Here is a 20211-nt window from a genome sequence, read left to right as displayed (position 1 = left end):
CGCTGTTGAGTTCTCAAGGAACGGACACTTCCTTCGGTCTGCCTTCCAGCAGGCCCTCCGGGCGCTTCGTTCTTTCGTGTTCCCAGCTTATCAGACGCTTTCCGCTCCGTTTTCCGGAGTTTCATTCATCCGATTTTCCGAACTGGTCGGTGTCGCTTTCCGCGACGGGCTCCACATTAGCGCATTCCGGGTGTTACCCGAAATTCACGCTCACCGCGGTTGACGGGAACGCCAACAGACCCAAGTTAATGGGCGTCGAGGTGAGAGTGGGTCTTGCCGAGTGGTGTGGCCGCTTCAGCGACTCGTTCAACACTAGTCCACCTGCACGTCACCGTCAAACATCGAGGGCGGGATCCGGCTGGATCCCGCCCTCGATGGTCGAAGCCGCAGGTCAGCGGCGTCGCGTTTCGGTCAGACCGTGGCCGGCGCCAGCTCCGCCGCCGCCAGGTTGCGCTTGCCGCGGCGCAGCACGAGCCAGCGGCCGTGCAGCAGATCGGCCTCCGTCGGCACCGCCTCCTCGTCCGTCACCTTGACGTTGTTGAGGTAGGCACCGCCCTCCTTGACCGTCCGGCGGGCGGCCGAGCGGCTCGGCGCCAGGCCGACGGCGACCAACAGGTCGACCACCGGCTGGAGTTCGGACACCTCGGCCTTCGGGACCTCGGCCAAGGCGGCCGCCAGGGTCGGGGCCTCCAGGTCGGCGAGGTCGCCCTGGCCGAACAGCGCCTTGGACGCGGCGACGGCGCGCTCGTACTGCTCGGCGCCGTGCACGAGGGTGGTGAGCTCCTCGGCGAGGGCGCGCTGCGCGAGGCGGGCGGCGGGGCGCTCGGTGGTCTCGCGCTCGAGCTCCTCGATCTCCTCCTTCGAGCGGAAGCTGAAGATCCGCAGGAAGTTGGAGACGTCCCGGTCGTCCGCGTTCAGCCAGAACTGGTAGAAGGCGTACGGGGTGGTCAGCTCGGGGTCGAGCCAGACCGTGCCGGACTCGGTCTTGCCGAACTTGGTGCCGTCGGCCTTGACGATCAGCGGCGTGGCGAGCGCGTGGACGGACTTGCCGTCGGCCTTGCGGATCAGGTCCGTGCCGGCGGTCAGGTTGCCCCACTGGTCGCTGCCGCCGGTCTGCAGGCTGCAGCCGTAGCGGCGGTTCAGCTCCAGGTAGTCCATGCCCTGGAGGATCTGGTAGCTGAACTCGGTGTAGCTGATGCCCGCGTCGGAGTTGAGCCGTCGGGCGACGGCCTCCTTGGCGATCATGTTGTTGACGCGGAAGTACTTGCCCACGTCGCGCAGCAGGCTGATGGCGGACATCCCGGACGTCCAGTCCAGGTTGTTGACCATGCGCGCCGCGTAGGGGCCGTCGAAGTCGAGGAAGCGCGAGATCTGGGCGCGCAGGCGCTCGACCCAGCCGGCGACCGTCTCCGGGTCGTTCAGCACACGCTCGGCGGTGGGCTTCGGGTCGCCGATCAGGCCCGTGGCGCCGCCGACCAGGCCGAGCGGGAGGTTCCCCGCCTGCTGGATCCGGCGCATCGTGAGGATCTGCACCAGGTTGCCCAGGTGCAGGCTGGGGGCCGTCGGGTCGAAGCCGCAATAGAACGTGACCGGGCCGTCCGCGAACGCCTTGCGCAGTGCGTCCTCGTCGGTGGACAGGGCGATCAGCCCCCGCCACCGCAGCTCGTCGACGATGTCCGTCACGGTCACGCTTCTCCTTCGATCGGGCGCCCGCCCGGTGGTGGCCCCGGTTCCGTCGGGCCCCGGGTCGGTACGACTCCAGCGTGGTAGAGCCTACGCGGTCCGGGCCAGCGAGTTTTCGCCGAGGCGGCGTGCCGCGTTTCCCGCCGGATCCCCGGCTCGCCTCCCCGATACCGGAAATTCCGTTGTTCGTCGGCTGGGGGCCCGTTCAGAGTGGCTTCACCGCCGTGCGGCGGCAGTGACGTGTGTGGAGACGGTCGTGCCGCCGTGGCACGCCCGCGGAAAGGGCGTGCCGAGTGCGCAACACGCTGGTTCTGAACGCGAGCTACGAGCCCCTGACGACGGTGTCGCTCCAGCGCGCCGTCGTCCTGGTGCTCCAGGACAAGGCGGTGGTGGAGCAGGCGCATCCGCTGCGCTCGATCCGGGGGACGGGAGTGACCGTCCCGGTGCCCCGGGTGATCAGACTGCAACGCTACGTCCGGGTGCCGTTCCGACAACAGGCCCCGTGGTCGCGGCGGGGTGTGCTGGCCCGGGACCAGCACCTGTGCGCCTACTGCGGTCGGCGGGCCACCACGGTGGACCACCTGCAGCCGCGGTCGCGCGGCGGCGAGGACAGCTGGCTGAACACGGTGGCCGCGTGCGCGGAGGACAACCAGCGCAAGGCGGACCGGACGCCGGAGCAGGCCGGGATGCGGCTGCTGCGCCGGCCGTTCGTGCCGACCCCGCAGGCCACCCTGATGCTCGCGCTCGGGCTGCGCGGCTCGGAGGCCAGGGAGCTGGCGGACTGGCTGCCGGAGGTACCGGCCCAGGCGGTCCCGTCGGCACTTCCGGCCGCCTGACCTGACGCCGGGCCGACCGGGGTCCGTCCGTCGGGGTCCTTCCGTCGGAGCCCGGTCGACGGACCTCGACGGGCCCCGACCGCCCCCGGCCCCGACCGGTCCGCCGACCCGGGCCGGCGGCTACCCCTTGGCCTGGTAGACCGCCGCCGTGCCGAAGTTGGCGGAGTGCTCGGGCACCACGGCCACCCGCCCGCCGCCGATCAGCACCCGCCCCGAGACCAGCAGCGAGCCGGTGCCGGGCGGGAAGTTGCCTCCGGTCGCCTCCTGGCCGCCGGCGAGCGGGAAGCGGTTGAGGTGGGCGGGCTGGTCGCGGCGCTCGTCGGCGGCGAGCACCAGCGAGCCGCCGTCCAGGCCGACGGCCCGGACGGTGCCCTTGGCCGCGGTCGGCGACTTCCAGCGCTGCTTGCCGGTGTCGAGGTCGTAGCCGACCGCCACGACCGGGCCGCCGCCGTTGGGCTGGACGAGCGTGGTGACCATCGTGCGGTCCTGGAAGAACACGTCGGGCGTGGCCGAGAACGTGCCGTGGGTGAGGTCCAGGCGGCCCCCGTCACCGACCACCGGTATCTCGGCGGCCGGGTCGCCGCCCGCTCCCCAGGCGAACACCCGGTCGTCCTCGGGCTTCCCGCCCGTGGTGAGGACGACGGGGGGTTCGGCGGAGAGGACGGTCACCGTCTTCGGCCGGTTGTTCAGGCCGCGCCACCAACCGACCTTGCCGTCCGCCGTGTTCAGCGCGACGGCCTGGTCGGCGGGGGTCGAGTCGGCGCACGAGGAGGCGATCAGCACGGTCTTGCCGCTGACGCCGCCGGACAGCGTGCAGAACTTGCCCTGCCCGGTGTACTGCCAGACGTCCTTGCCGTCCGCGGACTCCCAGGCGATCGCCCGGTCGTCGCCGACCGCGATCACCTTGTCCTCGGTGACGCCGATCCGGGCGACGTAGGCGCCCTTGGCGTCCGAGACGCTCTTCGTCCACGCGGTCCTGCCGGTCTTGGTGTCGACGGCGGCGACGAGCGTGCACGGGCTCTTCGGGTCGGCCTGCGGCCGGAACAGCACCGCCCCCAGGCCCTCCTTGTTCACTCCGGCCGACAGCCCACACGGCACGGCCCCGGCCGCCGGCGGCTCGACCGACCAGACGGGCTTGCCCGCCGCGAGGTCGTAGGCGCGCACCCCGGCGGCGTCGGCGCGGACCACCGCGTCGGCCAGCAGCCAGCTGCCGACCAGTGTGTCGTCGGTCCCGGTCGGCCCGGCCGCGGCGGCGGGCTGGGCGGACCACGTCCTGGTGTGGGCGACGGCGAAGCCGGGCTCGCCACCGCTGTCGGCGGCCGCCGTGCCACCGCCCTCGGCACCGACCGTCAGAGCGGCCGCGACCAGCACGCCCAGCGCGGCCACCCCGGCGCCGGTGCGCACCAGCAGGGCCCGTCGGCTGGGCACGTGCTCGCCGGAGAGCACCGTGCCGGCGGCGGCCCTGGCCCGGGCGCCGAGCGAGGACCCGGCCGGCGCAGCCGCACCGCCGCGGCGGCCGGCGGCCCGCGGGGGTGCGACGGCTGCGGGCTCCGGGGTCGGCTCCCGGTCCCGGTCCGCGGGGTCCGCCGCAGCGGGCCCGGTCTCCGGCTCGGCCTCGTCGAGGTGCACGTACCCGTCGGCCGAGTACTCGGCCCCCGCCGGGACGTACAGCCCCTCCCCCGCGGGCTGTTGCCCCGGGTCCGGGTCCGGGTACGCCTGGTGTGGCTGGAACCGGTCCTGGAGGTGGCCGCCCTGGACGTACCCGGTCGCGCCGTACCCGGCGTCGCCGTGGTGCGGGCCCGCGCCGTAGGGTGCGGGGTCGGCGTACGGTGCGGTCTGCTGGTACCACTGGGCCTGGTCGTACTGGTGGGTCCGGTCGTCCTGCTGGGCCCCGCCGTACCGGGAGGCCTGGTCGTACGGGAGGGCCTGGTCGAGGTGGGCGGGCTGCTCGCCGTACTGCGGCACCTGCCCGTAGCCCGCACTCGTCGGCCACTGCTCCTGCTGCCACTGCTCCTGCGGCCAGTACTCCTGCGACCCGGACGGCGACTGCCCGAACTGCGGCTGCCCGGACGCCGCCTCTCCGGACGGCGGCTGCCCGAACGGCGCGGCCTGCGGAGGCTGCTGGTACCCACCGCCCGTCCAGGCCTGCTGCGGTTGGGGGTGCCACGGCTGCTGGTGGGCGTCTCCGAAGGGCTCCTGCGCCATCCGTTCCCGTCCCTCCGCGCCGCCGGCCAATGCGGCAGTCAGCATCTCACGCCCGCCGGAACACGCCCCTCCGCCCTCCCCCGGTGGTCCCGCAGGCCTGCCGCAGGCCTCCCTGGAGCCTCCCGCAGGCCTGCGTCGAACCAGCCTCGGACCGGCGTCGGACCGGCGTCGAACCAGCCTCGGACCGGTGTCAGACCGCCGATTCGGCCCGCAGGGCCTCGTCGATCCGGGCGGCCAGGTCGACGTCCAGGGCGGTGAGCCCGCCGACGCTGTGGGTGGAGAGGACGAAGCGCAGGGTGCGCCAGCGGATGTCGACGTCCGGGTGGTGGCCGAGCGCCTCGGCCTGTTCCGCGACGGCGACGACGACCCTGATCGCCGCCGGGAAGTCGGGGGCATCGGCCGTGCGGGCGATGGCGTCGCCCTCCCGGGCCCAGTGCGGCAGCGCCGCCAGGGCCCCGGTGATCTCGTCCTCGCTCAGCCGTGCTCTGTTGCTCATCGAAGCGCTCCCGTTCGTCGTCGGGTCCAGGTGCGGGGTCAGGCGGCCCTCCGCCGCGGACGGGCCACCAGCTCGCCGCCGCAGTTGGGGCAGCCACCGGCCATGGCCTCGGTGCAGTCCGGGCAGAAGGTGCACTCGAAGGAACATATCGAGGCGGGGCCGTCGGCGGTCAGCGACACCGCGCAGCGCTCGCAGGTCTCGCGCATCTCCAGGGCCACGGGGGTACTCCTCGGGAGTCGGGGGCCGGCGGGACGGCCCCGCGGCCGGGGCGTTCTGACGGCCGGTCAGGCCAGCAGCAGCTTGGTGACGGCGGCGAGGCCGACCACCACGATGACCGCGCGCAGCACGGACGGCGGCAGGCGGCGGCCGACCTTGGCGCCGGCCAGTCCGCCGACCAGCGAGCCCACCGCGATCAGCCCGGCGGCGGCCCAGTTCACGGTCGAGGTGAAGAGGAAGAACAACGCGGCGACGGCGTTGACGATCATCGCCAGCGCGTTCTTCACGCCGTTGATCCGCTGCAGGTCCTCCTGGAGCAGCATGCCCATCAGCGCCATCAGCAGGACGCCCTGCGCAGCGCCGAAGTAGCCGCCGTAGATGCCGGTGAGGAAGACGCCGAAGAGCAGGACCGGGCCGCCGTCCGGGTCGCCGCCGGGGCGGCGGCGGGCGGCGACGGCCTTGGCGACCCGGGGCTGGACGACCACCAGGACGAGGGCGAGCAGGATCAGCACCGGGACGATGGCGTCGAAGGCGGCGCTGGGCAGCTTGGTCAGCAGCAGCGCGCCGAGCAGTCCGCCGAGCAGCGAGGCGCTGCCCAGGCGCAGCAGCCGGCGGCCCTGGCCGACCAGTTCGCGCCGGTAGCCGATCACGCCGCTGAGCGAACCGGGCACCAACCCGAAGGAGTTGGAGACGTTGGCGGTGACCGGCGGGATGCCGACGGCGAGCAGCACCGGGAAGGTGATCAGGGTGCCGGAGCCGACGATCACGTTGATCATCCCCGCGCCGACGCCCGCCACCAGGACGGCGACGGCCTCCCAGAGCGTCATGGGTCACCTCTCCTCTCGGTCCTGTCCGAACGGATCATGCCGGACGGCCCACCGGCCGGACCAGAGCCGCCCACGATTCGGGACGCACGCCACACCGCGGCCCGGGCGCCCACCGGGCCGGCTCCCCCGGACCGGCCGCGCCCGCGTGGCGGGGCACCGCCGCCCGCGCGTGGCGGTGCCCCACCGCCCGCGCAACGACGGGGGCCCGCCGCCACCTGGCGACGGGCCCCGGGAGCGGGACGGCTCAGCCGGTCACTCCGGGTCGATCTTGCGGTACTCGCGCGCCGGGTCCACCCGGGGACGGGCGGCGCCCTTCTCGGTGTCCACCGGGCGCGGGCCGGAGGCCGGGTCGATCGGCACCTGGGTGGAGGCGGGCGCCACCGGCGGGACGGTCGGGGCGGCGACCGCGCCACCGTTCACCGCGCCGCCGTTGCCGGTCATGCCGGTGAACGCGCCGCCGAGGCCCTTCAGCGCGTCGCCGACCTCGCTCGGGATGATCCAGAGCTTGTTGGAGTCGCCCTTGGCCAGCTCGGGCAGGGTCTGCAGGTACTGGTAGGCGAGCAGCTTCTGGTCGGCGTCGCCGTCGTGGATGGCCTCGAAGACCGTCCGGATCGCGGCCGCCTCACCGTCGGCGCGCAGCACCGCGGCCTGCGCCTCACCCTCGGCCTTGAGCACCTCGGCCTGCTTCTCACCCTCGGCCTTGAGGATCTGCGCCTGGCGCTGGCCCTCGGCGGTGAGGATCGCGGCGCGCTTGTCACGGTCGGCGCGCATCTGCTTCTCCATCGAGTCCTGGATGGAGGTCGGCGGCTCGATGGCCTTCAGCTCGACGCGGTTGACGCGGATGCCCCACTTGCCGGTGGCCTCGTCCAGGACGCCTCGCAGGCCCGCGTTGATGACCTCGCGCGAGGTCAGTGTGGACTCGAGGTCCATCGAGCCGATGATGTTGCGCAGCGTGGTGACGGTCAGCTGCTCGATGGCCTGGATGTAGCTGGCGACCTCGTAGGTGGCCGCGCGGGGGTCGGTGACCTGGTAGTAGATCACCGTGTCGATGTTGACGACCAGGTTGTCCTGGGTGATCACCGGCTGCGGGGGGAACGGCACGACCTGTTCGCGCAGGTCGATGCGGTTGCGGACCCTGTCGATGAACGGGACGACGATGTTCAGCCCCGCGTTGAGCGTCCGGGTGTAGCGGCCGAAGCGCTCCACGATCGCGGCGCTGGCCTGCGGGATGACCTGGATCGTCTTGATCAGCGCGATGAAGGCCACCACGACCAGGACGACCAAAACGATAAGGACGGGTTCCACGGACTCTCCCCTAGACGACCAGGGCGGTCGCGCCCTGGATTTCGACGACGTCGACCTGCTGCCCCGGTTGGTACACGCTGTCCGGGTGGAGCGCGCGGGCCGACCAGATCTCGCCGTTGAGCTTGATCCGGCCGCCCTCCCCGTCGACGGTTTCCGCGACGACCGCGGTGGCGCCCTGGAGCGCCTCGATGCCCATCTTCACGTGCGGGCCCCGGCGCAGCTGCCGGTACGCGATCGGGCGCACCACCACCAGCATCGCGACCGAGACCCCGACGAAGGCCAGGGTCTGCCAGACCACTCCCGCACCCAGCCCGGCCACGCCGGCGGCGGCCGCCGCACCGACCGCGAACATGGCGAACTCCGGCATCGCGGTCAGCACCAGCGGTATGCCGAGCCCGACGGCGGCCAGGAGCCACCAGATCCAGCTGTCCACGCGTCCATCCTAGGGAGCGAAGGGTCTTCCAGGCGGACAGTTCCCGCAGGTCGAGGGGCGGAAACCGGTCGCACGTGCGACCGGTCTCCGCGGTCTCCCGGCGGCGTCGCGGACGGCGGGTCAGCCCAGCGGCAGGCCCTGCGCCGACCAGCGGTCCCCGTGGCGCTCCAGGGTGAGCGGCAGGCCGAAGCACTTGGAGAGGTTGCGGGCGGTCAGCTCGGTGTCGATCGGGCCGGCGGTGAGCACCTTGCCCTGCCGGATCATCAGGACGTGGGTGAAGCCCGGCGCGATCTCCTCCACGTGGTGGGTGACCATCGCCATGGCGGGCGCGAACTCGTCCTGGGCGAGCGCGCCGAGCCGGCGGACCAGGTCCTCGCGGCCGCCGAGGTCCAGGCCGGCCGCGGGCTCGTCGAGCAGCAGCAGCTCGGGGTCGGTCATCAGGGCGCGGGCGATCAGGGTGCGCTTGCGCTCGCCCTCGGAGAGGGTGCCGAACTTGCGGCCGGTCAGGCCCGCCATGCCGAGGCGGTCGAGCAGCGCGAGGGCGCGGGACTCGTCGGACTGCTCGTAGGTCTCCTGCCAGCTGACGGTCATGCCGTAGGCGGCGGTGAGCACGGTCTGCAGCACGGTCTGCTCGGCCGGCAGCTTGTCGAACATGGCGGCGCCTGCCAGCCCGATCCGCGAGCGCAGCTCGAAGACGTCGACCTCGCCCAGCTTCTCGCCCAGCACGGACACCTTGCCCGCGGTCGGGAACAGGTAGGTGGCGGCGATCTGCAGCAGCGTGGTCTTGCCGGCGCCGTTGGGGCCGAGGATGACCCAGCGCTCCCCCTCGGAGATGGACCACGAGACCTGGTCGACCAGCGCGCGCCCCTCCCGGACCACGGATACGTCCACCAGCTCCAGCACGTCGCTCATGCCTACGCCTTCCCCAATACAAGAATTTCGGCCGTCGGTGCGGGCGGCGAGCCTACTCCGGCAGCCGGTGGGCACGGGGTGGGTGCGCCGCACACGCATGGGCAAACCTACGCCACGCGGATGACCGCCGATTCCGTAGGCTGGCCGGATGCTCGTGACTCCTGCCGACAATCCGTACGAAGAACCCCGTTCGGGGCGGCTGACCGCCTGGGGCAACGCCCTGCTGGCCGGTCTGGTGCCGCCCGACGACGCCGCCGCGGCCGTGCTGGGCGACGACGAGAGCCATCGGGTCACCGGTCTGCCCGGGGACGGACCGGGCGAGCTGCACGGCCTCACCTGGGCCCTGGGGCGGCTGCGGGTCCTCGGCGTGAAGGGCCTGCGGCTGGCCCTGCCGTCCGCCGGGCACCCGCTGGGGCTGACCGGCCCGGCGCCGTTCAACGAGCGCGCCATGGGCGCGGGCGAAGCGGTGCTGGCGGTGGGGGTGCCGCTCGGCCTGGTCCCGGAGGTGGAGGTGTTCGGCCCCGCCGGTGACCGTTCGGCCACCGTCCTGTGGCGCTGCACCGAGGTCGAGGACGCCCCGCCGGCCGACGTGCCCTCGCTGCACGAGGCCGAGCGGGAGCTGGTGGACGGTCTGCGCGAGGCGACGCTGCTGCTGACCCGGCTGGACGTGGCGGGCGCGGGCCCGGAGGCGCTGCGGGCCCTGGAGGCCCACCGGCGGCGCGGGCACGTCGAGCTGCTGGCGCCCGGCTACCCGCCGCGGGCCGTGCGGGTGCTGGAGTCGGCCCGGCAGGTGTCGGCGCTGCTGGCGATCGCCGCGGGCGGGCACGGCGCGGCCGTGAGCGCCTCCGAGATGGCCGCGCGCGGGGCGGTGCTGGCGCCGCTGCGCCGCACCGCCCGGCGGGCCCAGGTGGCCGCCTACAACGCGTTGGTGGACGAGCGCGAGGCGCGCTGACCGCCCGGGGCCGGCGCGGGACTCGGACGCTAGCGGGCCTCGCCGTTGCGGACGGCCCACAGCGCCGCCTGGGTGCGGTCCGCGAGGTCCAGCTTCATCAGGATGTTGGAGACGTGGGTCTTCACCGTCTTCTCCGACAGGTGCAGGCTGCGCGCGATCTCCCGGTTGGAGCGGCCGTCGGCGATGTGGCCGAGGACCTCGCGCTCGCGCTCGGTGAGGGTGCCGCCGCGGCCCTGCGGGGCCCGCGGCCCCTCGTCGGCGAGCAGTGCCTCGGCCAGTTCCGGCTGGAGCAGGACGTGGCCCGCGTGCACCGAGCGGATCGCACCGGCCAGCGCCTCGGGGTCGACGTCCTTGTAGACGTACCCGGCGGCGCCGGCCCGCAGTGCCGGGACCATGGTGCGGTGCTCGGTGAAGCTGGTGACGATCAGGATCCGGGCCCGACTGCCCTCGCCCTTGAGCGTGCGCAGCGCCTCGATGCCGTCGACGCCGGGCATCTTGAGGTCCATCAGCACGACGTCGGGGTCGAGTTCGCGGGCGCGGTCGACGCCCTCCGCGCCGTCGGCGGCCTCGCCGACCACCTCGATGTCGTCCTGGACCTCCAGGAAGGTGCGCAGGCCGCGGCGGACCACCTGGTGGTCGTCGACCAGCAGGACACGGATCGACGCAGCGCTGTCAGGCACCGGGGACCTCCATCTCGACGAGCGTCCCCCGACCGGGGGCGGAATCCAGCATGAGCGTGCCGCCGACGGCGGCCGCGCGGTCGCGCATCGAGGCGAGGCCGAGGTGGCGGCCGGCCCGGCGGACGGACTCGGGGTCGAAGCCCCGCCCGTCGTCGCGCACCCGCAGGACGGCGCCGCGCCCCGGGGTGCCGGCCAGGGTGACGGTGACCCGGCCGGCGCCGGAGTGGCGCAGCGCGTTGTGCAGCGCCTCCTGGGCGACCCGCAGCAGTGCGGCCTCCTGGGCGGGCGGCAGGGCGCGGACCCCGTCGGCGGCGAAGGCGACGTCGGCGGTGTGGGCCCGGTCGAGGACCTGCACCTGGGAGGCGAGGGTGGCGCTCAGCCCGTCCTCCTCGAGGGCGGCCGGGCGCAGTTCGACGACGACGGCGCGCAGTTCGTCGGCGGCCTCGGCGGCCAGCCGGGCCACCTCGGCGAGTTCGGCGCGGGCCCGGGCCGGGTCGCGGTCGACGAGGGTGGCGGCGGCCTTGGCGGTGAGCCGCAGCGAGAAGAGCTTCTGCGAGACGGCGTCGTGCAGGTCGTGGGCGATCCGGGCGCGCTCGCCGGCGAGGGTGAGTTCGCGGCTGCGCTCGTAGAGGCGGGCGTTGGACAGGGCGAGGGCGGCGTGCGCGGCGAGGATCCGCAGCAGTTCCTCGTCGTGGTCGGTGAACAGGCCGCCGCCGCGCTTGTTGGCGAGGAAGACGACACCGATGACCTGGGGTTCGTCCTCGGCGGCCTCGGAGTCGAGGATCGGCATGCCGAGGAAGGCGTCCATCTCGGGGTGGGCGGCGGGCCAGCCGCCGAAGGCGGGTGCCCGGCGGACGTCGGCGAGCCGGGTGGAGCCGGTCTCGTGCAGCATCTTGGCGAGCACGCCGTGCTGGCGCGGCAGCGGGCCGATCGCCCGCCACTGCTCGTCGGTGACGCCGTCGACGACGAACTGGGCGAAGCCGCCGTGGTCGTCGGGCACTCCGAGGGCGGCGTACTCGGCGCCGAGGAGGTCGCGGGCGGAGGCGGTGATGCGGCGCAGCACCTCGCGGACCTCCAGGTGCCGGCTCATCGCGAGCAGCGCCTGGCTGACCTCCTCGATGCCGGCCAGGCAGGGGTCGCAGGCGGGCACGGGGCCGGCCGGGCTCCGCTGGTCACTGGGCGTGCTGGGCATGACGCCAAACTACCGCCGTCGCGGGGGCGGCCGCGTCCGTCCACGGCCGCGCGGGACGCAGGTCCCGGGACCTAGGTCGTCTGGCCCGGGCCGGGCGGCGGGGGCGACGGGCGACCGGGGGCGACGGGGGCTGCCGGGCCCGGGCCGGGCGGGGCCCGCCCCGGGAACGCCGGAGGGCGGCCCTCCCCGGGTGGGAGGGCCGCCCTCTGCTGGCCGGGCTGGCGGGGCTCAGCCCTTCTGCATGACCTCGGGCTCGTGGCGGCGCTGGAGCCTGGTGACGACGACGCCGATGACGATCGAGATGACCACCAGGGCGCCCGCGTCGATCGCCCACTGGGCGACGCTGTGCGTCCAGAGCGGGTCGTACTCGGGGTTCTGGAAGTCCTTGTTCCAGGGGCCCATGAGCTTCGACAGGTCGAGCGTGGTGGACACGATGCCGGTGCCCCAGCGGGCCGGCATCAGCCAGGCGACCTGCTCCAGGCCGGGCTTGCTGAAGATCTGGAACAGGCAGCCGGTGAAGACGACCTGGACGATGGCGAACATGACCAGCAGCGGCATGGTCTTCTCGGCGGTCTTCACCAGCGCGGAGATCATCAGACCGAACATCATCGCGGCGAAGCTGAGCAGGATCATGCCGATGGTCATCTCGATCAGCGGCACGTCCTTGACGATCAGGCCGTGCTCGGGCAGCTTGCGCGGCAGGAAGCCGACGGCGGAGATGATGGCGCCCTGGATCACGCTGAAGATGCCCAGCACGATGATCTTGGACATCATGTACGCCGACCGGGAGAGCCCGGTGGCCCGTTCCCGTTCGTAGATCGCCCGTTCCTTGATCAGCTCACGGACCGAGTTGGCCGCGCCGGAGAAGCAGGCGCCGATCGCCAGGATCAGCATGATCGTCGCGGCCCCGCTGTTGAGGTGGAGCTGCGTCTTCGGGTTGGGGGCGAGCCCCGGTTCGTTCGGGATCAGCACGCTGACCGCGCCGATGACCGCGGGCAGCAGCACCGACAGGGCCAGGAACCCCCGGTCGGAGGCGAGCACCGACATGTAGCGGCGCATCAGCGTCCACAGCTGCGAGCCCCAGCTCTGCGGCTTCGGCGGGCGGACGGCCTCCTGCGCGACCTGGGCGTGCTGCACCTCGCCGGACTCCACGTCGGGGGCGGAGTACTGCTGGTAGTGCACCGAACCGCGGTAGCGGCCGGCCCAGTCGTGGTCCGGGTAGTTCTCGAAGGCCTGGAAGACGTCGGCCCAGGTCTCGTACCCGAAGAAGTGCAGCGCCTCGTCCGGCGGCCCGAAGTAGGCCACCGAGCCGCCCGGCGCCATGACCAGCAGGCGGTCGCAGAGCGCGAGTTCGGCCACCGAGTGGGTGACGACCAGGATGGTGCGCCCGTCGTCGGCGAGGCCCCGCAGCATCTGCATGACCTCGCGGTCCATGCCCGGGTCGAGGCCCGAGGTGGGCTCGTCCAGGAAGATCAGCGACGGCTTGGTGAGCAGTTCGAGGGCGACCGAGACGCGCTTCTGCTGGCCGCCGGAGAGCGCGGTGATCTTGTTGTCGGCGCGCTTGTCCAGGCGCAGCTCGTAGAGCACCTCGTCGATCCGGGCCTCGCGCTCGCGGGCCTCGGTGTCGCCGGGGAAGCGCAGCCGGGCCGCGTACTTGAGGCCGGTGCGGACGGTGAGCTCCTTGTGCAGGATCTCGGACTGCGGCACCAGGCCGATCCGCGAGCGGAGTTCGGCGAACTGCTTGTAGAGGTTGCGCCCGTCGTACAGCACGTCGCCGCGGTCGGCCGGGCGGTAACCGGTGAGGGCGCGCAGCAGGGTCGACTTTCCGGAGCCGGAGGGGCCGATGACGGCGACCAGGGACTTCTCCGGGACGCCGAAGCTGACGTCGTTGAGCAGGATCTTCTTGGCGCCCTTGTGCTCGACCTCGACGGTCAGGTGGCGGGCGGAGAAGGAGACCGCACCGGTGTCGACGAACTCCTGCAGCTGGTCGCCGACCAGGACGAAGCTGGAGTGGCCGACGGTCAGCCGGTCCTGCGGGCCCATCAGCTGGCGCTGGACCCGCTGGCCGTTGAGGAAGATGCCGTTGTGGCTGCCGAGGTCGACGATCTCGTAGCGGCCGTCGGGCAGCTGATGCAGTTCGGCGTGGTGGCGGGAGACCTGGAGGTCGGAGACCACGATGTCGTTGTCGAGCGCACGACCGATCCGGACGGTGCGCATGGCCGACGTCAGGTTGCGGATCATCGTCGGCTGCGGACCGCCGCCGCCGCCGTGCTGCGGCGCCGACGGGAAGGCCTGCTGCTGCGGGAAACCGCCCTGCTGGGGCGGGAGGCCGCCCTGCTGCTGCGGGAACGGCTGCTGCTGGCCCGCCCACCCCTGCTGCGGCTCGGGCTGCGGGGCGTACGGGGCCTGCGGCGACCAACCCTGCTGCGGGGCCGGCGGCTGCGGCGTCGGGGTGGCGCTGCGGCTGGTGGCGGCCTCGTGCCAGGCGGGGGCCTGCGGGGCGGCGGCCTGGGCGGGCGCGGAGAAGCCGAGCCGGGGGCCGTTCTCCGGGTTGCCGAGGTTGACGGCGGCACCGGGGAACAGCTGGGCCTGCATCGTGCGGGCACCGGCGACGTAGGTGCCGTTGGTGCTGCCGTGGTCGTCCAGCTGCCAACCGCTGCCGTTGAAGGTGATGGTCCCGTGGTGCCAGGAGACCCTGGCGTCGTCGAACGGGAAGTCCGACTGCGGGTTGCGCCCGATGGTGTAGGACCGCCCGGGCTCCAGAGTCCGCTGCTGTCCGTTGATCTCAATGACGAGTTGCGGCACTGCTCGCCTGCCCCGCTCTCTCGGTCCCCCGAATTGTGGCCCCCGACCAGGGGTGCGATGTTCCTGAAACTGACGGGGGGAATCATTCCAGCCCGCCGACCGCCAATAAAAGTCACCCCGGGTGACTGTGACCAGGCTGCTACCCGGGCGCGCGTCCGCGACGTGGGACGGGTGCTCTGGGGCCCGCGGCCGACGGGTAGCGTGGGAGGCACCATGAACGCATCGCCCCTGGCCGCTGAGCCCCTCCCCGCCGCCCAGCCCCGGACCGCGGACGAGCGCACCCTGCTCGTCAAGGTGTTCGGCAAGGACCGCCCCGGCATCACCGCCGGCCTCTTCGCCACCCTGGCCGGCTTCGGCGTCGACGTGATCGACATCGAACAGGTCGTGACCCGTGGCCGCATCACCCTGTGCGCCCTGGTCACCCCGCCCACCGCCCCCGGCGCCGAGGGCGGTCTGCGGGCCACCGTGCACCGCTGGGCCGAGGAGCAGAAGCTCCAGGCCGAGATCCTCTCCGGCATCGGCGACAACCGGCCGCGCCGCGAGGGCCGTTCGCACGTCACCGTGCTCGGCAACCCGCTGACCTCCGCCGCGGTCTCCGCGCTCACCTCGCGGATCACCGCCGCCGGCGGCAACATCGACCGCGTCTTCCGGCTCGCCAAGTACCCGGTGACGGCGGTCGAGCTCGCCGTGTCCGGCGTGGCCACCGACGAGCTGCGGGCCGAGCTCGCCCAGGAGGCGGCCGCCCAGCGGGTGGATGTCGCGGTGGTCGCGGCCGGGCTGGAGCGCCGGGCCAAGCGCCTGGTGGTGATGGACGTCGACTCCACGCTGATCCAGGACGAGGTGATCGAGCTGTTCGCGGCCCACGCGGGCTGCGAGGAGGAGGTCGCCGGGGTGACCGCGGCCGCGATGCGCGGGGAGCTGGACTTCGCCGAGTCGCTGCGGGCCCGGGTGGCGCTGCTGGCCGGCCTGGACGCCTCGGTGACCGAGAAGGTGCGCGCGGAGGTCCGCTTCACGCCGGGCGCCCGCACCCTGATCCGCACGCTGCAGCGACTGGGCTTCCAGGTCGCGGTGGTCTCCGGCGGGTTCACCCAGGTCACCGACCACCTGGTGGAGCAGCTGGGGCTGGACTTCGCGGCCGCCAACACCCTGGAGGTGGTGGACGGGAAGTTCACCGGCCGGGTGGTCGGCGAGATCGTGGACCGCGCCGGCAAGGCCCGCTGGCTGGCCCGGTTCGCCGAGCAGGCCAAGGTGCCGCTGGAGCAGACGGTGGCGATCGGCGACGGCGCCAACGACCTGGACATGCTGAACGCGGCCGGGCTCGGCGTGGCGTTCAACGCCAAGCCGGTGGTGCGCGAGGCCGCCGACACCGCGGTGAACGTGCCGTTCCTGGACACCGTGCTGTACCTGCTGGGCATCACCCGCGAGGAGGTCGAGGCGGCCGACGCGCTCGACGGTACCCCGACCGAGTAGGGCCCGAGGACGTACGAGAGGGGGGGGGGGGCGGGGGCGCGCGCCCCCCCCCCCCCGGCCCGCCCCCCCCCCCCCCCCCCCCCCCGCCGGGGGGCGCCCCCCCCGGGGGCCCCGCCGGGGGGGGGGGGGGCCCCCCCCGGGGGGCGGGGGCCCCCGCCCCCCCGCGCGCCCGGCCCCCCCCCGGGGGGGGCCCCCGGGGGGGCCGGGGGGGGCCCCGGGGGGGGCCCCCCCCCCCCCTCTCCCGTGCCCGGCCAGGCCGGCCCGCCGCGCTCCGGCGGGGGCCGCTCCGGCGGATCTCAGTCCTGCGGCGTGTGGTACGCGACGAGCGCGGCGGCGCCCGGCTCGACGCCCTTCCAGGACCCGTTGAAGTCGAGCACCGCGATCGCCGCCGTCGGGAAGCCCCCGAGGCGCAGCCGCTCCAGCGCGTCCCGGTCGCCCTCGTCCCCGGCCAGCACCTGGGTCAGGCCCAGCACGCCGGGGTTGTGCCCGACCAGCACCACGTCCGAGTACTCCTCCGGGGTCTCCTGGAGGACGGCGATGATCTCGCCCGGGCTGGCCTCGTAGATCCGGTCCTCGTACACCGTCTTGCGGGCCCGCTTGGGCAGCTCGTGCGCCGCCAGCTTCCAGGTCTCGCGGGTGCGCAGCGCCGTGGAGCAGAGCACGTAGTCGGGGTTGATGCCGGAGTCGGACAGCCAGCGGCCGGCGTCCGGGGCCTGGTGACGGCCCCGGTCGGCCAGCGGCCGCTCGTGGTCGTCCACGCCGTTGGGCCAGTCGGCCTTGGCGTGGCGGAGAACGATGATCCTGCGGGGCGTGTCGGCGCTCATACCCAGCAAGCTTGGCAGAAAAGCCGCTCGGCGGCGCGACGCTCCCGGCCGCCGCCACTCCCAGGGGTGGCGGGTGCCGTCACGCGCCGTTCACCGCCGGGTCACCCCGGGTACGGCGGCGGGCGGGCTCCGACGGGCGGGCGGGTCAGCCCATGGACGAGGCGACGGAGGCGATGACCGCCACCAGCACCACGACGCCGGCGATCGCGAGGGCGAGGCGGCCGAGCTGCTTGCGGCCGTCGGTGGGGTTGGGATCGAGAACGGGCATGTCCGGAATTCTCCCACCCCGAACGCGCCCGCCCGGCACCGGCCCCTCGATCCGGGGCAGCCGTTGGCCCGCGCTTGGCCGGGCCTTGACCGACGCGGCCGGACCCGCACCCGGACGGGGCGGGGTCCGGCCCCGCCCCGCGCGGTCGGACCCCGCCGAGCGGTCAGGCCCTGACCCGCTCCGCGGGGTGGACCGCCTCGTCCTCGATGTGCCGGGCCCTCGCGGCCCGGAGCCCGAACAGCATCTGCGGCACCAGCAGCAGCGCCAGGAAGCCCAGCGGCAGGTACCACTCGCCGGTGAGGCCGTAGATCCGACCGATCAGGATCGGGCCGGGGACGGCGATCAGGTAGCCGACGCCCTGGGCGAAGGCGGACAGCTGCGCGACCCCGCCCGCGGTCCGGGCGCGCAGTCCGATCATGGTCAGCACCAGCGGGAAGGCGCAGTTGGACAGGCCCACCAGGACCGCCCAGACCCAGGGGGCACCGGCCGGGGCCAGCGCCAGCCCGGCGTAACCGGCGATGCCGAAGGCCGCCAGCACGACGACGAAGAGCCGCTGGTCGCCGCGGCGGGCGGCCAGGTTGGGCAGCACGAAGGAGACCGGCACGCCGATCACCATGGTCACGGCGAGCAGCACCCCCGAGGTGCCCTCGTCGACCCCGGCGTCCTGGAAGATCTTCGGCAGCCAGCCCATCACCACGTAGGCGCCGGTGGCCTGGAGGCCGAAGAAGCAGGCCATCGCCCAGGCCGTCCGGCTGCGGGTGATCGGCAGCCTGGCGGGCGCGGCGGGCGGGCCGTCGGCGCGTTCGCGCCGCTCGCGGTTGGCGCGCAGCACCGGCAGCCAGAGCAGCAGGGCCAGGGCGCCGAGGCCGGCCCAGACGCCCAGGCCGACGCGCCAGTCGCCGCCGAGCGCGCTGGTCATCGGCACGGTGACGGCGGCGGCCAGCGAGGTGCCGGCCGACAGCGACATCGAGTAGAGGCCGATCATCGGCCCGACCTTCTCCGGGAAGTAGCGCTTGATCACCACCGGGATCAGCACGTTGGAGACGGCCACACCGGCCAGCGCGAGCGCGGTCAGCAGCAGGAACACCGCGGTGCCGCCGGCGAAGGAGCGGGCCAGCACGCCCGCGGTGATCGCACCCATGCCCGCGGTGATCACCGCGATCGGGCCGATCCGCCGGGCCATCGAGGGCGCGGCGAAGCCGAACAGCCCGAAGCAGAGCGAGGGGACGGCGGTGAGCAGCCCGGCGAGCGTGGGGTTCATCCCGAGCTCGGAGCGGACCGGGTCCATCAGCGGCCCGAGGCTGGTGACCACGGGGCGCAGGTTGAAGGCGGCGGCGGCGATCGCGACGGCGAACAGCACGCCCAGGTAGCGGGAGGGGTGGGAGGGCCGCTCGGTCTGCGGCCGGGCCTCGGTTCGTGGGGAGGCGGCGGTGTCTGCTGCGGGAGGCATGGCGCCATCATAGAATGATGGGATGAATTGATGCACCTCGGACTTGGCATGATGTGCCGACCCCGTTCGTTCCCCCACCGGACGTCGGCCCCCACCGACCGGACCCGTTCGTCCTCCCACCCGCAGCCGCAAGGAGTCCCCGTGGCGCTGTCCTCGCCGAGGCGCACCCCCCTGTCCGACCAGGTGATCGCGCAGCTGCGCGCCCAGATCACCTCCGGGGAGTGGCCCGTCGGCTCGCGCATCCCGACCGAGGCCGCGCTGGTCGAGCAGCTCGGCGTCGCCCGCAACACCGTCCGCGAGGCCGTCCGCGCCCTCGCGCACAACGGGCTGCTCGACATCCGCCAGGGGTCCGGCACCTACGTGCTCGCCACCAGCGAACTCGCGGGGGTGATGCACCGCCGGTTCGCCGACGCCGACCAGGCCCAGGTCGCCGAGCTGCGGGCCGCCCTGGAGACCTCGGCGGCCGGCCTGGCCGCCGCCCGTCGCACCGACCGCGACCTCGGCCTGCTGGACGCCGCGCTGGACCGCCGCGAGGCCGCCTGGCACTCCGGCGACGCGGAGGACTTCGTCCAGGCCGACGCCGCGTTCCACCAGGCCGTGGTGGCCGCCGCCCACAACGACGTGCTCGCCGCCGTGTACGCCGACCTCGGCGAGGTCACCCGCGCCCACCTGCGGCACGACGTCGGCCCGGAGCTGATCGCCGAGCGTTACATCGGCCACGACACCATCCTCGACGCCATCCGGGCGGGCGACGCCCAGCGCGCCTCGGTCGAGGCCGGCCGCGCCATCGGCGCCTGCGGCCCGGCCGACGCCTGAGCGGCCCCGGACGCGGGAACGCCGCTGCCCGGCACCCCCACGGGGTACCGGGCAGCGGCGTACGGCGGAGCGGTCAGGCGCCGATGGCGTGCAGACCGCCGTCGACGTGGACGATCTCGCCGGTGGTCTTCGGGAACCAGTCCGACAGCAGCGCGACGACGCCGCGGCCGGCCGGCTCCGGGTCGCTCAGGTCCCACTTCAGCGGGGAACGGTGGTTCCAGGTGTCGGCCAGGTCGCCGAAGCCCGGGATGGACTTGGCGGCCATCGAACCGATCGGGCCCGCCGAGATCAGGTTGCAGCGGATGTCCCGGGAGCCCAGGTAGCGGGCCAGGTAGCGGTTGGTCGACTCCAGGGCGGCCTTGGCCGGGCCCATCCAGTCGTACTGCGGCCACGCGTACTGCGCGTCGAAGGTGAGGCCGACGACCGAGCCGCCGTCCTGCATCAGCGGCAGCAGCGCCATGGTCAGCGACTTCAGCGAGAAGGCCGAGACCTGCATCGCGGTGGCCACGGACTCCCACGGGGTGTCCAGGAAGTTGCCGCCCAGCGCGTCCTGCGGGGCGAAGCCGATCGAGTGGACGATGCCGTCCAGGGTCGGCAGGGTCTCGCGGACCTGGTCGGCGATGCCCGCCAGGTCCTCCTCGCTGGAGACGTCCAGCGACAGCACCTTGACCGGCTTCGGCAGCTTCTTGGCGATCCGCTCGGTCAGGCTCGGGCGCGGGAAGGCGGTGAGGATGATCTCCGCGCCCTGTTCCTGCGCCAGCCTGGCGGTGTGGAAGGCGATGGAGGACTCCATCAGCACACCGGTGATCAGGATCCGCTTGCCCTCGAGGATTCCACTCAT

General features: G+C 73.7%; 19 protein-coding genes. 4 read left to right on the top strand and 15 right to left on the bottom strand.

The genetic code is table 11. The features are described 5' to 3' along the window. Positions 1–411: 411 nt before the first annotated feature. Positions 412–1683 carry a tyrosine--tRNA ligase gene (tyrS, locus tag ACIA8Q_RS26235; RefSeq protein WP_360211898.1) on the bottom strand — a complete coding sequence of 424 codons (1272 nt, stop codon included), beginning with the start codon at positions 1681–1683 and terminating at the stop codon, positions 412–414. A 293-nt stretch (positions 1684–1976) separates the two neighbouring features. Here tyrS and ACIA8Q_RS26230 point away from each other — a divergent pair, with 293 nt between their 5' ends. After that, positions 1977–2519, top strand: coding sequence for an HNH endonuclease (locus ACIA8Q_RS26230; protein ID WP_360211886.1), 543 nt, complete (start codon positions 1977–1979; stop codon positions 2517–2519). Positions 2520–2639: 120 nt separating this feature from the next. Here ACIA8Q_RS26230 and ACIA8Q_RS26225 read toward each other — a convergent pair whose 3' ends face one another. The 7 genes from ACIA8Q_RS26225 to ACIA8Q_RS26195 form a co-directional block, all read right to left on the bottom strand. Then, positions 2640–4724, bottom strand: a complete 2085-nt coding sequence (locus ACIA8Q_RS26225; RefSeq protein ID WP_396317758.1) for a PQQ-binding-like beta-propeller repeat protein — start codon at positions 4722–4724, stop codon at positions 2640–2642. A 190-nt stretch (positions 4725–4914) separates the two neighbouring features. Next, positions 4915–5220, bottom strand: a complete 306-nt coding sequence (locus ACIA8Q_RS26220; protein ID WP_396317757.1) for a 4a-hydroxytetrahydrobiopterin dehydratase — start codon at positions 5218–5220, stop codon at positions 4915–4917. Positions 5221–5258: 38 nt separating this feature from the next. Next, on the bottom strand, positions 5259–5438 hold the full coding sequence (locus ACIA8Q_RS26215) for a DUF1272 domain-containing protein (protein ID WP_360211880.1): 180 nt from the start codon (positions 5436–5438) through the stop codon (positions 5259–5261). A gap of 66 nt (positions 5439–5504) precedes the next feature. Then, the gene (locus ACIA8Q_RS26210; RefSeq protein ID WP_360211878.1) at positions 5505–6263 is read right to left on the bottom strand and encodes a sulfite exporter TauE/SafE family protein; all 759 of its coding nucleotides are present in this window, start codon (positions 6261–6263) and stop codon (positions 5505–5507) included. Between the two features lie 252 nt (positions 6264–6515). Continuing rightward, positions 6516–7568, bottom strand: coding sequence for an SPFH domain-containing protein (locus tag ACIA8Q_RS26205; RefSeq protein WP_360211876.1), 1053 nt, complete (start codon positions 7566–7568; stop codon positions 6516–6518). A gap of 10 nt (positions 7569–7578) precedes the next feature. Continuing rightward, positions 7579–8001: an NfeD family protein gene (locus ACIA8Q_RS26200; RefSeq protein WP_360211874.1), complete on the bottom strand. Its 423-nt coding sequence runs from the start codon at positions 7999–8001 to the stop codon at positions 7579–7581. 120 nt (positions 8002–8121) lie between these two features. Beyond that, entirely contained in the window at positions 8122–8913 is a 792-nt protein-coding gene (locus tag ACIA8Q_RS26195; RefSeq protein WP_360211872.1) for an ABC transporter ATP-binding protein, read from the bottom strand. Positions 8914–9061: 148 nt separating this feature from the next. On the opposite strand from ACIA8Q_RS26195, the gene ACIA8Q_RS26190 reads away from it, so the two are divergent. Further along, on the top strand, positions 9062–9865 hold the full coding sequence (locus tag ACIA8Q_RS26190) for a hypothetical protein (protein WP_360211870.1): 804 nt from the start codon (positions 9062–9064) through the stop codon (positions 9863–9865). Positions 9866–9894: 29 nt separating this feature from the next. Here ACIA8Q_RS26190 and ACIA8Q_RS26185 read toward each other — a convergent pair whose 3' ends face one another. The 3 genes from ACIA8Q_RS26185 to ACIA8Q_RS26175 form a co-directional block, all read right to left on the bottom strand. Then, the gene (locus ACIA8Q_RS26185; protein WP_360211868.1) at positions 9895–10545 is read right to left on the bottom strand and encodes a response regulator transcription factor; all 651 of its coding nucleotides are present in this window, start codon (positions 10543–10545) and stop codon (positions 9895–9897) included. Then, positions 10538–11737, bottom strand: a complete 1200-nt coding sequence (locus ACIA8Q_RS26180; RefSeq protein ID WP_396317756.1) for a GAF domain-containing sensor histidine kinase — start codon at positions 11735–11737, stop codon at positions 10538–10540. Before ACIA8Q_RS26180 ends, ACIA8Q_RS26185 begins: the two co-directional genes overlap by 8 nt. Positions 11738–11965: 228 nt before the next feature. Further along, on the bottom strand, positions 11966–14542 hold the full coding sequence (locus ACIA8Q_RS26175; protein WP_360211866.1) for an FHA domain-containing protein: 2577 nt from the start codon (positions 14540–14542) through the stop codon (positions 11966–11968). A 213-nt stretch (positions 14543–14755) separates the two neighbouring features. Here ACIA8Q_RS26175 and serB point away from each other — a divergent pair, with 213 nt between their 5' ends. After that, positions 14756–16012: a phosphoserine phosphatase SerB gene (gene serB, locus ACIA8Q_RS26170; RefSeq protein ID WP_360211864.1), complete on the top strand. Its 1257-nt coding sequence runs from the start codon at positions 14756–14758 to the stop codon at positions 16010–16012. Between the two features lie 296 nt (positions 16013–16308). Here the strand turns inward: serB and ACIA8Q_RS26165 are convergent, their stop codons facing one another. The 3 genes from ACIA8Q_RS26165 to ACIA8Q_RS26155 form a co-directional block, all read right to left on the bottom strand. Next, the gene (locus ACIA8Q_RS26165; protein ID WP_360211862.1) at positions 16309–16836 is read right to left on the bottom strand and encodes a histidine phosphatase family protein; all 528 of its coding nucleotides are present in this window, start codon (positions 16834–16836) and stop codon (positions 16309–16311) included. 145 nt (positions 16837–16981) lie between these two features. Continuing rightward, a complete protein-coding gene (locus ACIA8Q_RS26160; RefSeq protein WP_360211860.1) occupies positions 16982–17104 on the bottom strand; it encodes an SGM_5486 family transporter-associated protein in 123 nt (40 codons plus the stop codon). 163 nt (positions 17105–17267) lie between these two features. After that, entirely contained in the window at positions 17268–18554 is a 1287-nt protein-coding gene (locus ACIA8Q_RS26155) for an MFS transporter (protein WP_396317755.1), read from the bottom strand. A 141-nt stretch (positions 18555–18695) separates the two neighbouring features. On the opposite strand from ACIA8Q_RS26155, the gene ACIA8Q_RS26150 reads away from it, so the two are divergent. Further along, positions 18696–19370, top strand: coding sequence for a FadR/GntR family transcriptional regulator (locus tag ACIA8Q_RS26150; RefSeq protein ID WP_360211856.1), 675 nt, complete (start codon positions 18696–18698; stop codon positions 19368–19370). Between the two features lie 73 nt (positions 19371–19443). Here ACIA8Q_RS26150 and fabI read toward each other — a convergent pair whose 3' ends face one another. After that, on the bottom strand, positions 19444–20211 hold the full coding sequence (gene fabI / locus ACIA8Q_RS26145) for an enoyl-ACP reductase FabI (protein ID WP_360211854.1): 768 nt from the start codon (positions 20209–20211) through the stop codon (positions 19444–19446).

The organism is Kitasatospora sp. NPDC051705 (genome assembly GCF_044453265.1).
Taxonomy (GTDB): Bacteria; Actinomycetota; Actinomycetes; order Streptomycetales; family Streptomycetaceae; genus Kitasatospora.
Note: the sequence above shows the minus strand (reverse complement) of the source record. Positions and strands in the feature narration are given on the sequence as shown.